At 72.4% G+C, this 13,448-nt stretch carries 9 protein-coding genes; 7 read left to right on the top strand and 2 right to left on the bottom strand.

What is annotated here, in order from left to right; all coding sequences use genetic code 11:
* Window positions 1-47 precede the first annotated feature (47 nt).
* The 6 genes from I3F54_RS18815 (at window position 48) to I3F54_RS18795 (ending at window position 6,866) form a co-directional block, all read left to right on the top strand.
* On the top strand, window positions 48-1,496 hold the full coding sequence (locus I3F54_RS18815; protein ID WP_240119983.1) for an acyl-CoA synthetase: 1,449 nt from the start codon (window positions 48-50) through the stop codon (window positions 1,494-1,496).
* Window positions 1,489-2,847, top strand: a complete 1,359-nt coding sequence (locus tag I3F54_RS18810; RefSeq protein WP_240119982.1) for a carboxyl transferase domain-containing protein — start codon at window positions 1,489-1,491, stop codon at window positions 2,845-2,847. Before I3F54_RS18815 ends, I3F54_RS18810 begins: the two co-directional genes overlap by 8 nt.
* A gap of 38 nt (window positions 2,848-2,885) precedes the next feature.
* Complete coding sequence (locus tag I3F54_RS32125) at window positions 2,886-3,017, top strand: hypothetical protein (RefSeq protein WP_275676413.1); 132 nt, start codon at window positions 2,886-2,888, stop codon at window positions 3,015-3,017.
* Between the two features lie 348 nt (window positions 3,018-3,365).
* Window positions 3,366-4,403, top strand: coding sequence for a rod shape-determining protein (locus tag I3F54_RS18805; RefSeq protein WP_240119981.1), 1,038 nt, complete (start codon window positions 3,366-3,368; stop codon window positions 4,401-4,403).
* A gap of 368 nt (window positions 4,404-4,771) precedes the next feature.
* Window positions 4,772-6,151, top strand: coding sequence for a TrkH family potassium uptake protein (locus tag I3F54_RS18800; RefSeq protein ID WP_240119980.1), 1,380 nt, complete (start codon window positions 4,772-4,774; stop codon window positions 6,149-6,151).
* Window positions 6,144-6,866, top strand: coding sequence for a TrkA family potassium uptake protein (locus I3F54_RS18795; protein WP_240119979.1), 723 nt, complete (start codon window positions 6,144-6,146; stop codon window positions 6,864-6,866). The genes I3F54_RS18800 and I3F54_RS18795 overlap by 8 nt, the downstream gene beginning before the upstream one ends.
* Window positions 6,867-7,118: 252 nt before the next feature.
* Here I3F54_RS18795 and I3F54_RS18790 read toward each other — a convergent pair whose 3' ends face one another.
* Together I3F54_RS18790 and I3F54_RS18785 are read right to left on the bottom strand one after the other, a co-directional pair.
* Window positions 7,119-8,732 (bottom strand): hypothetical protein, encoded by a 1,614-nt coding sequence (locus tag I3F54_RS18790; RefSeq protein ID WP_240119978.1) that lies wholly within the window; start codon window positions 8,730-8,732, stop codon window positions 7,119-7,121.
* 702 nt (window positions 8,733-9,434) lie between these two features.
* Window positions 9,435-10,523 (bottom strand): sugar ABC transporter substrate-binding protein, encoded by a 1,089-nt coding sequence (locus I3F54_RS18785; protein WP_240119977.1) that lies wholly within the window; start codon window positions 10,521-10,523, stop codon window positions 9,435-9,437.
* A gap of 936 nt (window positions 10,524-11,459) precedes the next feature.
* Between I3F54_RS18785 and I3F54_RS18780 the strand changes: the two genes are divergently transcribed.
* Window positions 11,460-13,049, top strand: a complete 1,590-nt coding sequence (locus I3F54_RS18780; RefSeq protein ID WP_240119976.1) for a ricin-type beta-trefoil lectin domain protein — start codon at window positions 11,460-11,462, stop codon at window positions 13,047-13,049.
* Window positions 13,050-13,448: the final 399 nt, after the last annotated feature.

Genomic DNA, 13,448 nt, shown 5'->3' with positions numbered 1-13,448 from the left:
CGGCCCGGGGTAGGAAGGCCCTGTCGTTCCCTACCGAAGGAGTTGCCGTGTCCTCCCTCTTTCCCGCCCTCACGGGCGACCCGGACGAGCGGGCCGCCCTGCGGTTCGGTGACCGGGCCCTGACCTATGCGCAGCTCGCGGCGGCGGCCGGGGCGGTGGGCCGGCAGGTGCGCGGGAAGGAGCGGGTCGCGCTCTGGGCGACGCCCTCGCTGGAGACGGCCGTCGCGGCGGTGGGCGTGCTGCTCGCGGGGGTGACCGCCGTGCCGCTCAACCCGAGGTCGGGGGAGCAGGAGCTCAGGCACATCCTGGGCGACAGCGCGCCCGCGCTGGTGCTCGCCGCCCCCGGCGACGAACTGCCCGCGTCCCTGGGCGCGGTGCCGCGCGCCGACATCGACGTCCACGCCACCGGCCCCGTCCCCGACGACCGCCGGGCCGAGGACGGCGAACCGGCGCTGGTCGTCTACACCTCCGGCACCACCGGCCCGCCCAAGGGGGCCGTCATCCCTCGCCGCGCGATCGCGGCGACGCTGGACGCGCTCGCCGACGTCTGGCAGTGGACCGGGGCGGACGTGCTCGTGCAGGCGCTGCCGCTGTTCCATGTGCACGGACTGGTGCTGGGCATCCTCGGTCCGCTGCGGCGCGGCGGCTCGGTGCGCCATCTCGGGCGGTTCGGCACCGAGGGCGTCGCCCGGGAGCTGACCACCGGCGCCACCATGTTCTTCGGGGTCCCGACCATGTACCACCGCATCGCCGAGGCCCTGCCCGCCGACCGGCACCTGGCCGGGGCACTCGCCGGGGCCCGGCTGCTGGTGTCCGGGTCGGCGGCACTGCCCCTGCACGACCACGAGCGGATCAGCACGGCGACCGGACGGCGGGTCGTCGAGCGGTACGGCATGACGGAGACGCTGATGAACACGAGCGTCCGCGTCGGCGGCGAGCCGCGGGCGGGGACGGTGGGTGTGCCACTGCCGGGGGTGGAACTGCGGCTGGTGGAGGAGGACGGCGCGCCCGTCGCCGTGTACGACGGGGAGACCGTCGGGGAGATCCAGGTGCGCGGGCCGAACCTGTTCACCGGGTATCTCAACCGGCCCGACGCCACGGCTGCCGCGTTCACCGAGGACGGCTGGTTCCGGACCGGGGACATGGCCGTGCGCGACCCCGACGGCTGTGTGCGCATCGTCGGCCGCAAGGCCACCGACCTCATCAAGAGCGGCGGCTACAAGATCGGGGCCGGCGAGATCGAGAACGCGCTGCTCGATCATCCGGGAGTGCGCGAGGCCGCCGTCACCGGGGAGCCCGATGCCGACCTCGGTGAGCGGGTCGTGGCGTGGATCGTGCCCTCCGATCCCGGCTCACCGCCCGGTGCGGAGGAGTTGGCCGGCCATGTCGCCCGCCGGCTCGCCCCGCACAAGCGGCCCCGCACGGTCCGCTACCTCGACGCGCTCCCCCGCAACGACATGGGGAAGATCATGAAGCGGGCGCTGGTCCATGGCTGAGCGGCTCTCCGCCCGCCGGGCCCTCGCCCTGGTCACCGACGACTTCACCGAACTACAGGCCCCCGCACGGCCCTTCGTGCCGGGCGGGCCGCTCGGCTGGCAGGGGTACGACGAAACGCGCGCCCGCGCCGGCGAGCGCACCGGCGAGGAGGAGTCCGTCGTATGCGGCACGGGCACCGTCGAGGGCACCCGAGTGGTGCTGGTCTCCTTCGAGTTCGGCTTCCTCGGCGGCTCGCTCGGGGAGCGCACCGGCGACCGGCTGGAGGCGGCGTACGCCCACGCGCGGTCGCACCGGCTGCCGGTCGTGGCGCTGATCGCGACCGGGGGCAGCAGGATGCAGGAGGGGATGCTCGCGCTGGCCCAGCTCCAGCGCGTGGCGCGGCAGTCGGTGCTCACCCGGGAGGCCGGGCTGCCGCAGATCGCGGTGGTACGCGACCCGACGACAGGCGGCGGCTGGGCGACGCTGGGTGCGGGGGCCGACGTGATCCTCGCGCTGCCCGGGGCCCAGGTCGGGTTCGCTGGCTCCCGCGTGCGTCCGCCGGACGCCGACCCGGCCGCGTACACGGCCGAGGCGCAGGTCGAGGCCGGCGCGGCCGACGCCGTCGTGCCCGCGGGGGAGCTGCGGGCGGTGCTGGGCCGGTGGCTGCGGTTGCTCGGCCGGCCGTCGCAGGAGCCCGCACCGGTGCCGGTGCCGCTCGGTACGCGTGAGCTGCCGGACACGGGCTGGGACGCCGTACGCCGGGCGCGGGACCGGCACCGGCCCCGCGCGGAGGCCTACCTCGGCGCCTACTTCACCGACCGGGTGGAGATCTCCGGCGACCGCTGCGGCGGCAGGGACCCGGACGGCATGCGGTGCGGTTTCGGCGAACACGCGGGGCGCACCGTCGCCTTCGCCGCCCAGACCGGGAGGGCGACCCGCCCGGCGGGCTACCGCACCGCCGCCCGGCTGATCCGGCTGGCGGACCGGCTCGGGGTACCGGTGCTGACGCTGGTGGACACCCCGGGCGCGGCCAACGACGCGGACGCGGAACGGCAGGGGGCGGGCGCGGCCATCGCCGACCTGTTCGGGGCTGTGGCCGCAGCGCGAACTCCGGTGACCACGCTGCTGATCGGCGAGGGCGGCTCCGGCGGTGCCCTGGCGCTGGCGGCGCCCGGTCGCACCTGGGCCACGCCCGACAGCTACTTCTCGGTGATCGCGCCGGAGATGGCCGCCGCGATCCTCAAGCGGACGCCGGAGGAGGTGGCGGCGACGGCGAATCAACTCCGCGTCAGGCCACAGGACTTGATCGAGCTGGGGGTGATCCGAACAGGGGATCACCTGTTCCCCGGAACAGGTGATCGGCGCTCGTAGGAGCGACTTCGGCGCGCGAGGCGGACGACACTCACGGTGTGCGAGCGACGGGCTGCAGACCGTGGCCGACGCACTGGTCCCCCACGCATCACCGCAAGGAGAGACACGGCATGAATCTGCTCACCGACGTCCTCGCCGGCCTGGTCCACCTCATCGGCTGGCTGGTCTGAGGCCCGAGCCGGCAAGACAGGCGGCGCCGCCTCCCCGTCCCAGGGAGGCGGCGCCGCCGCCGCACGCGCGTCCACGGCGGGGCCACTCCACTACCGGAGTCGGCGCCGCACCGCGATCTACCGGTGTCGGCGCCGCACCCGCGCCCCCACGTGGTACCTATATTTCACTTCGCGCCATAACCGGCAAAACCCCCCATTCAGCGGCGCCCCGCCCGGCCCCCTCCAGCAGGCGCCGCCCGACACTCCCCGCGCACCATGCGAGTACGGCCTGCCGAACCGGCGGCCCACGCAAAGCGAGGCCCGCCACGAAGGCGGCCCCCACGGTCTGCGCTCTCGGGAGGACCTGCCATGACCGCCAGCCTGGAGCAGCTACGCCGCTGCCACTTCGCCGTCGACCTGGGCGCGGCGCGGACGCGGGTCTACGTCAAGGGCTCCGGGCTCGTCGTCGACCAGCCCTCCGCCGCCGCCGTGAACACCCGCACCGGCGCGCTGATCGCGGTGGGCGAGTTCGCCGAGAGGATGACCGGCCGTACCCCGCACTACATCCGGGTGGCCCGTCCCGTCTCCGGCGGAACGGTCGTCGACATCGAGATGGCGCAGCGCATGCTGCGGCACCTGATCGGCGACAAGATCCGCCGCCAGCTGCGCCGCAAGCCCTTCCTTCGGGCCGCTGCCTGCACGCCGCACGACGCCGACCCGCTCGCCCAGCGCGCCGCGATCGAGACACTCGTCGGCCTGGGCGCCCGGCGCGTGGAGCTGGTCGACACGCTCATCGCCGCCGCCGTCGGCTGCGGACTGCCCGTGGAGCAGCCCGAGGCCACCATGATCATGGTGTGCGGGGCCGCCACGACCCAGGTGGCCGTGCTCTCCCTCGGGTCCATCGTCACCGCCCAGCGCATTCCGGTGGGCGGTGAGGCCGTCGACCACGCGATCGTGCAGCATCTGCGGCACGCGCACGAACTGATGCTGCCCAGCCAGTCGGTCCGCCCCCTGCAGGTCGCCCTGTCCGGCAACGGGCTCTCCCCGCACGGACCGGCCTCCACCGAGATCCACGGCCGCGACGTCGCCACCGGCCTCGCCCGCTCCGTCGAGATCGACACCGCCGCCGTCCGCGACGCCATCCAGACCCCGCTGACGGCCGTCCTCGACGGCATCGGCAAGGTCCTGCGGGACTGCCCGCCCGACCTGGTGGCCGACCTCGCCGACCGCGGCATCACGATGGTCGGCGGCAGTGCGCTGCTCCCCGGCTTCGATCAGATGCTCCGTCAGGCCACCGGCATGCCGGTGGCCATCGCCGAGCGCCCTGACGTGTGCGCCGTGCAGGGACTCGGCCAGATGCTGGAGGGCCGCATCGAGCCGCTGACCCTGGACCCCCTGGCCGGCTGAGCAGGCGGCGCCCCGGGTGACCGCCCCTGCCCCGGGGACGCACCGGCGGCACCCGCGTCGGACGTCCCGCCGACGGCACCAGCCCCGGGACCGTCCCGACGGTGCCCCTCCCGATACCCCCCGTCCTCCCGGAACGCACCGGCGCCGGTGTGCCGCCCCGAGCACGCCGGGCCCGCCGGAACCGCCTTCGGTGCGCACCCCGCGCCGGACGCCCGGACCGCACTCCACCGCGCCACCCGGGACCTCGCACCGCTCCGGCCGAGGTCCCCGGGTAGGGTGTGCGGCCGGGATCTTGGCAGTCCCCGGCATCAGCAGGCACACCAGGGTGACCGTCACGACAGACGGGGGCGGACGGGAGAGGGACAGCGGTGGCGGGACCGGCATCGAAGGCGCGGGCGCGGCTGTCGCTCCTGGCCGTCCATCCCGCCCGCGCGGTCGTCGTGGCGTTCGCGGGCGTCATCGTCGTCGGCACGGTGCTGCTGTCCCTGCCCATCGCCTCCGCGGACGGCACCGAGCCCGGCTTCGTGACGGCGCTGTTCACCTCCACCTCGGCGGTCTGCGTCACCGGTCTGGCGGTCGTGGACACGGGAACGTACTGGAGCGGCTTCGGGCAGGGCGTCATCCTCGCCCTCATCCAGGTCGGCGGCTTCGGCATCATGACGATGGCCTCGCTGCTGGCCCTGCTCATCTCGGGACGGCTGCGGCTGCGGCTGCAGCTGACGGCCCAGGCCGAGACCAGGAGCCTCGCCATCGGGGACGTGCGCCGGGTGCTGCTCGGCGTCGCCGGCACGACGCTCGCCGTCGAACTGGCCGTCGGCGCCGTACTGGCGGTGCGCCTGCGCGAAGGGTACGGCGAAAGCATCGGTGACTCCGTCTACCTCGGCTACTTCCACGCGGTGTCGGCGTTCAACAACGCCGGCTTCGGGCTGCACGCAGACAGCCTCACCGGCTACGCGCAGGACGCGTGGATCCTCCTGCCGATCGCCGCGGCCGTGATCCTGGGCGGCATCGGCTTCCCGGTCCTGCTGGAACTCCTGCGCCACCGGCGGCGGCGCCGTACGACCGGGCGCCGCAACTGGACCCTGCACACCAAACTCACGGTGATCACCACCGTCGTCCTGCTCGCCGCGGGAACGGTGCTGACCTGCCTGCTGGAGTGGACCAACGCCGGCACCCTCGGTCCGCACACCGTGGCGGGGAAGATCCTCGACGGCTTCTTCCACTCCGTGATGAGCCGCACGGCGGGCTTCAACTCCCTCGACATCGACGCGATGCGCGCCTCGACCCTGCTGATGACATGCGTGCTCATGTTCATCGGCGGCGGCAGCGCGGGCACCGCCGGCGGCATCAAGGTCACCACCTTCGCGGTGCTGGCCGCGGCGATGCTGGCCGAGATGCGCGGCGAGCCCGCCTCCGTCATGCTGGGGCGCCGGCTGGCCCCGCACACCCTGCGCCAGGCCCTGACCGTGGCCCTGGCCGGGATCGGCGTCGTCATAGCCTCCACGCTGACCCTGCTGGCAATGACGGGGTACCCGATGGAGAGCGTGTTGTTCGAGGTCGTGTCCGCTTTCGGCACGGTGGGCATGTCCACCGGGATCACCGCCGGCCTGCCCACCGGCGGGCACCTGCTGCTGGTCGGCCTGATGTTCATCGGCCGCCTCGGTCCCATCACCCTCGTCTCGGCCCTCGCCCTGCGCGAGCGCACCCGCCGCTACGAACTGCCCGAGGAGCGACCCGTCATTGGCTAACTACCTCCACTCCCTGCGCCGCCGACGCCGCGAACGCCGCGCCGAGCCCCACCCCCGGGGCACCGGTGACCAGCGGGTCGCCGTCATCGGCCTGGGCCGCTTCGGCTACTCGCTGGCCAATGAGCTGATGCACCGCGGCTGGGACGTGCTGGGTCTCGACACCGACACCCGCCTCGTCCAGAAGTACAGCGACACCCTCACCCACACGGCCGTCGCCGACTGCACCGACGGGGAGGCACTGCGCCAGCTCGGTGTCCACGAGTTCACCAGCGCCGTCGTCGCCATCGGCACCGACGTGGAGGCGAGCATACTGGTCAGCTCCAACCTGCTGGAGGCGGAGGTGCCCAACATCTGGGCCAAGGCCGTCAGCCGCCAGCACGGCCAGATCCTCGAACGCCTCGGCGTCCACCACGTCGTCCTGCCCGAGCACGAGGCGGGCGAGCGCGTGGCCCACCTGGTCACCGGCCGGATGCTGGACTTCATCGAGTTCGACGACGACTACGCCCTGGTCAAGACGGTCGCCCCGGACATCGTCACCGGACTGCCCCTCGGCCAGAGCCATGTGCGCAGCAAGTACGGCGTCACGGTCGTCGGCGTCAAACGCCCCGGCGAGGCCTTCACCTACGCCACCGCCGAGACCGTCGTGCAGAAGGGCGACGTCATCGTCGTGACCGGCAAGACGCACACGGTGGAGTCGTTCGCCGAACTCGGCTGAACGGCCGTCCCGCCCGGGCGGGACGGTGCGCCGCACCCGGTGCGGCCGGGCACCCGGTGCGGCCGGGCGGCGGGTGCCGCCGGCGCCGGGTCGGGCGGATGACCGACCGGTGCGGGCGAGCGGCAGCGGGACGGCGCTGCCGGTCGCCGGGTGCGGGTGCGGAGGTCGACGGTGGGGGTGTCGTCGCCCCGGCACGCTACGGGCGGAGTGCCTCCGGAGCGGAGTAGCGCGAGCGGGACGGCCGGCGTCTCCTCAGTACCTGACGTCGGTCCCGCGGGACGGCTTCGCGGTCCCGGCAGAGGCTGAGGCGGGGGCTGAGGCGGGGGCTGAGGCGGAGGCTGAGGCGGGAGGCCCGGCACTCGACGGGGCCGAAGCGGTCGGGCCGTCACCTGCGGGGGACGAGGTGCTGCTCGGCGGCTCGGCCGGGGAAGCGCCGTCCGTGGGTTCGGGGGACGCGGGTGCCTGGCCGAGCGGTGTCAGCACCGCGTCGGTGACCCTGCCGTCGCCGTCCGTCGTCAGGGTGACGGGGTTGGAGACGCCGAGGAGGGTGTCGCAGCCGAGGTCGCTGAAGGTCCCGGCGGCACGTGCGGCAAGGAAGCCGAAGAGGTTCGGGGCCGTCGCCGGGTCGGGCGAGGGCGCCTTCTCGAAGAGCGACTTGTCCTTGAAGACCCGCTGGATGCCCGAGGGATCGCTGAAGAGGGTCCTGCAGTACGAGGTCCCGTCACCATCGGCGTCGGAGCCGAGGGCGGGCATGTTGACCCCCGCCCGGTAGGCGTTGGTCTTCTCGGCACTGGCGCGGCCGTCGACCAGTGTCATCGGGTCGTTCTGCGGGATCAACGCGATCGGGGCCTTCTGGTTGGCCGCGGCGGACAGCTCGTCCAGCGCCAGGGCTGACGTGGCCCGGCCGTCGCTGGACTGGTTCGGCGCGGTGAACGGCTTGCAGCCCAGGGCCGGATCCATGAACTGGGTCAGCAGCAGGTTGTCGCTGCCGTTGGCCAGGTCCGAGGGGGTGGCCGCCTGTGCCGACCTGGCCCGGCCGTCATGGTGGTGATGGCGGTCGCCCCGGTTGTCGATGCGCCTTGCCCTGCTCATCGCCTTCACGCTCGCGGCGTTGTTCTGGGCTATCCGGCCGCGGGCGTCGGCAAGGTAGTGGGTGACCACGTTGTCGCTTCCGTCCTGGTCCACGACGGAGAAGTCCCTCGTGGTCGGGCAGGGCAGGCCGTCCTTGGCGGTCCCGAGCGCCGGAATCGCGAGCTGCTTGTCGGTGATCCGGTCGTTGGCGGCTCTGAAGAAGTCCGGAGCATTGCAGTAGGCGAACTGGCCGAAGATCGAGCCCCCCACACCGTTGACGCACTTGCCCTGAGCGAGGCTGTCGGAGCGGCGACTCGCCCGCAGGGTCAGACGGGCGTTGTTGAAACCGAACCATATGCCGACCGTCGAGCCCGCCGGCACCGAGGGCCGGACCGGGCGTGCGGCCGGTTTCGTGCCCTTGTCGACCACCAGCGGGTTGTAGACGGTCAGTTTGCCGTCCTTGGTGAGGATCACGGCTTCGACGAACGCCGCCTGATCCGGATGGGACTCGTGGCACGGTCCCTTCGCCGGATCCGTTGCGACGAGTTCGTAGGGCGTGGCCAGGCCGCGGGCCGTGAGGGGGTGGTCGGGGACCACCAGTGTGCAGTCCGGATTGGGCGTGCCGGCCTGCGCCGGCTGCGCGGAGGCCCCGCCGTCCGCCTGCCGGCGGTGGTGGTGACGGCTGCCCGCCGCGAACACCGATCCGGCGACGACCGCGAGGATCACCGGCCCGCCGACCAGCGCGACCGTCAGCTTCGACCGCTTCCAGCGCCGGGCCCGGTCCCTCCGCACCACGCGTGGCGACCGTGTCGATCTATTTCTTGACACTGGCTTCTCCTTTCTCTGCTTTCCCCCACTGAAGACATACGGCCGACGGACACGCGATGTTCACCGTGACACCCATCCGATCGACGAAGTGGGGTTTCTTTTGCGGCACGGTGGGGGCAATTCTCCGTGCCCGCCGGCTCTGAATGCCGCGCGCCGGAAGCAGCGCAGCAGAAAGGAACACGCAGGGCGTACGCGGTGATTCCACATGGTGGCGAAACGTCAATGCTGAACGTTGCTCACCGCCGGACCCCGGTGACTGACGAATTACGGCATGGGACTATCGTCCATGTCGGAAAACCGCCGCCGATGTTCGTGCTTGGCAGCTTGCCGAATACAACTGACCCACTCGCTCTCCACGGGCGGCCGGAGCCGCTGGATCAGATGCGTGCGGGAGGGGGCGGACGCGGTCGGCGGTTCAGAGCGGGACCACCGCGCGCGAGCGCACCGGGACCCGGGAACCACCGGCGGCGTACGCGCGGGCCCCGACGCACCGGACGGCGGTTCCCCGTGCCGCGGCAGGCAACGTTCGCCCGTCAGGGAGCGGCGTCCGGTGCGTGCTCCCGGCGTGCCGGCCGGAAGTCCTCGTACTGGGCGTACTCGGGCTTTCGGCCGGTGCGGCGGGAGTGCGTGCCGGGCGCCGCGACGGGGCGGACGTCGCCTGTTGCGGCACTAGTCGAGGCCGATCGCCCGGCAGGCCGCCGCGAACTTGGCGATGCAGATGTCGGAGATCTTGTAGATGCCGTCCGCCACGACCGTCTCCCTGATGTTCTTCTGCGTCAGGGCGCTCACCGTGACCAGTTGGGCCGGGATGCCCTTGTCGGTCGGGCTGTCGACGTGGTCCTGGGTGAGGGCGTCGAACTGGATGCTCTTGCCCTGGACCTTGTCGACGGCCATCTCGGCGGCGACCTCGGCCTCGTCCGGGTAGGGCTTGTAGACGGTCATGTACTGCTTGCCGGTGACGATGCGCTGCACCGCGTCGAGGTCCGCGTCCTGACCGGTGAGCGGCGGCATGCTGCTGACACCCGCGGCCTTCATGGCCTTGACGACGCCGCCCGCCATGGAGTCGTTGGCGGAGTAGACGGCGGCCACGTCCTCCGCGCCGAGTGCGTCGAGCGCCTCGGTCATACGGGTCTGGGCCAGGTCCGGGCTCCAGTCCTTGACGTCGTAGGACTTCGCGATCGTCACCTTGCCCCTCAGCTCGGCGAGAGCGCCCTCCTTGAACTGCGCGGCATTGGGGTCGGTGGGCGAGCCGTTCATCATGACGATCTTCGTGGAGGGGCTCGCCCCCGGCCCCAGCGCCGCCAGCAAGGTGCGCCCCTGCACCTCCCCGACGAGCTCGTTGTCGAAGGAGACGTACGCGTCGATCGGGCCCTCGGCGAGCCGGTCGTAGGCGATGACCGGAACGCCGGCGCTCCTGGCCTTCTTCACCAGGCCGGAGATGGCGTGCGCGTCGACGGCGTCGAGCAGGATGACGTCGACCCCGCCGTCGATCATCTCCTGCATCTGCCGGGCCTGTCTGCTCGCGCTCGCGCCCGCGTTGGCGTACTCGACCTTGCCCTGGTTCTCCGTGAGTTCGGCGACCCTGCGCTTGATGATGGGGTAGTCGAAGTTCACGTATCGCGTGTTCGTCGTCTCCGGCATCAGCAGTCCCACCGTGAGGTCGTTGCCGTTGGACCGGCTCACCTCGCCGGATTTCTCCGTCGAGTTCGACGCCCCGCATCCGAGCGAGAGGGTCATCACGGAAACTGCCGCGGTCATGGCGGTACGACGCATTCGGGGACTCACTTCGGGTGCCTTCCGGACGTGGGCTGCTGCGCGGCCCTGGGAGTCGAAAGGACAACGGTCCACCACAGCCCGCGTCAAGCGGAACTACCGAATCCATGGCGAGGCGCTACACTGCGCCACCTTCCGCGAGACGGCGTGGAATGCACCGCTCGGGCGGCGACGACCTGGAGGTTCTCCACCGCCACGGGCGCCGGACTCGCCTACCGGTCCTCAAGGTCCCGGTGACGCGTCGTTCCTGCTCGTCCCGCCGGAACAGCGGGACCCGGAACCCGAACCGTCCTTCGTCCGTGCGCGGTTGAGGCAGAACGTCCGGGGCGCGCAGTCCCACCACATCGCCGACCCGTGCAGCAGTGCATGCACACGGCAGCGGGACCGGCCGGCGATCAGCCGGATTCCGTTCCACGCTCCGGAGTCACCCGTCCGCAAAACCGCTGCGAACGCACGCATGCCACCCGAAGGGCCCTGGTGTGACCAGGCTTCCGCGAACTCGGCCGTGGGCGACTGCGGTTGCCCGTCCGGCGCCGCCTGCGGCTCTCCCACACCAAACGCGGCCGGGCATCCTGCACGGGTGCGCGAGCCCCGTCCGCACGGCACACCCGTCAAATCCCTTGACCGCAGCGCAAACTCGTCAACCGTCCGGCATGGGGCCAAGGCCCCACAGACCCTCACGACTCCTCATGAGAATCCGGCGGCTTCCCGCGTCAACACCCGAAAATCCTCCTGTGCAAGGCACTTACCGCCGGTATCCCTTTACGCCGCACCCCCTCACCGCTCACTATGTCGTCCCTACGAGATCGCCGTGTCACTCCCTGCGGGCGGCAGCCAGGCCGTGTTCATCCACCGGCGCCGTTCGGCGCGGCAGCGCGCCGCAACCCGTGAATCCGGCGATACGAGGAAGCGAGGCCCAAGGTGACACATTCGGACGTCGGGAGCACAGATCACCCCACTGACTCCACAACCCCCACGTACGCATCGCTGTCCGACACAGAACTCACCGATTTCCTGCGCACCCAGGACGAGAGCGCCGGCCCGGCGGCACTGGAACTCCGCCAGCGGCACCTGCCCGCCGTCCTGACCTGTGCGCGCGGGTGCACCATCCACGAGACGGCCGGGAACCGCCTTGCCGCGGAGGCCTTCACCCGTGCCGTGGAAGAGCTGCGCAGCGGCATCGACCCCCTGGGCACCTGGCGCCACCACGCGCTCACCTGTGTGGCCAGGACGGCACTCCTGTGGACGGCTGACGGCAGGCGGGAGTGGCTGCGGACCGATTTCCTGACGTGGGCGCGGAACGCCGAACAGCCCCTGGCCTCACCGACGTCCCCGTCAGGCGCCGTCCAGCGCGACGCGCCGGGTGTCATGCTCAGGGCCTTCTACCAGTTGCCCGAGCAGGTACGAGGCGTCCTGTGGTACTCGGTCGTCGACGAGGAGCCGGACGTCAGCGTGGCCCGGTACCTGGGCATTCCCCCGCGCACCGTGCCCGGCCTGAGGGGCAAGGCCCCACTCGCACTGCAGAACGCCCACGCGAAGGCACACCTGGCATCCCACGGCACCACGGAGTGCCAGGGGTTCGACCGCATCATCGAGACCGCCTCACACACGGAGGACACCCGACGCCATCCGGACCTCGTCGCGCACCTGGCCGGCTGTGCCCCGTGCACGCAACTGCTGGACGAACTGACGAGGTTGTCGAACGAGCCGCGGACCGCCCTGGCCGAAGGACTGCTGGTGTGGGGCGGAGCGGCCTACACCGCCGGTCGCCCCGCCCGCGGGGCCTTCGAGCCGTCACCGCAACCCCGGGACCGGTCCGACGCCGCGGGCGATCCGGGCGCATCTCCCCGGACGCCCACCGACACGATCCAGGGGGCCGGCACGCGCCACGGCTCCGGCCCGGCCCATCGTGCCGCCCCGAAGCACCGGGCCCTCACCGCCGCACTCGCCGTGTCCGCCGCGGCCGTGGTCGCCGCGACCGTCACGAACGCGGTGCTGGACCACGGCCGGCCCGCCGGTGGTTCACCGCATCGGGAGCCGAGCAGCCCGCCCGTGTCCGCGAGCCGTAGCCAGCCGCCCACCCAGATCCGTGTCGGCGTCACCGCCCAGCTGGTGCACACGGACAGCGGTCTGTGTCTCGACGTGGAGAACGAACGCGTGCAGAAGCACGCCGACGCGGTGGCCGCGACCTGCACATCGGCCCCGACGCAGCGTTGGGCGCTGGATTCCGAGGGGCGGCTGCACAACATGGCCGCTCCCGACTTCTGTCTCAAGGCCGACGGCGACGCCGCCGGCATCGGCATCCGGCCGTGCGGCTCGGACGACCCCGAGAAGCAGTCACGGATGATGTTCGCCATCGGCCGGGACGGGGTGATCCGGTCCCGGCCCCGCCCCGACGAGGCCGTCGTCCCCGTGGGTACCTTCGCCGGCGAACCACTGGTCCTCGCCCTCAAGGAGCGCACCTCGGGACAGGCTCAGGCATGGGCGGCACGCCCCGTCCCGGCCGCGTAGGCCCGCCGTACGTCGACGGAGGCGTTGTTCCGCCTCACCGGGAGGGACGGTAGCGTCCTGGGCGCGGCGCTCGTGCTGCTCTGTCCCAGCCCGTGGCGCCGGCGGCGCCGGGCGACCTGGATCCCGCCCGGGACACCGGAGGCAGGGTCATCACCGGCTTCGGCGGAAGACCGCGATCAGCGGCTCCGGACGGAGCTGCCCGCCCTCCACACCCACCTGCACCCGCCGTGACCCCCTGACCGCCGGGGCAGCCACCCGCCGGTCACCCTCACGTTCCACGTGCTGTGCAAGGCCCCGGCCACGCGCCTCGGACCCGGCAGGCCGCCCCGGCGACGCGCCGGCCCGCCCACCCTGCCGGACGCGGTGCCGATCCGGTGTGTCAGACCTCGGGTCTAGGCT

This window comes from Streptomyces sp. MUM 2J (assembly GCF_022414535.1).
Lineage (GTDB): Bacteria > Actinomycetota > Actinomycetes > Streptomycetales > Streptomycetaceae > Streptomyces.
This window is presented reverse-complemented; position numbering and strand designations above follow the sequence as displayed.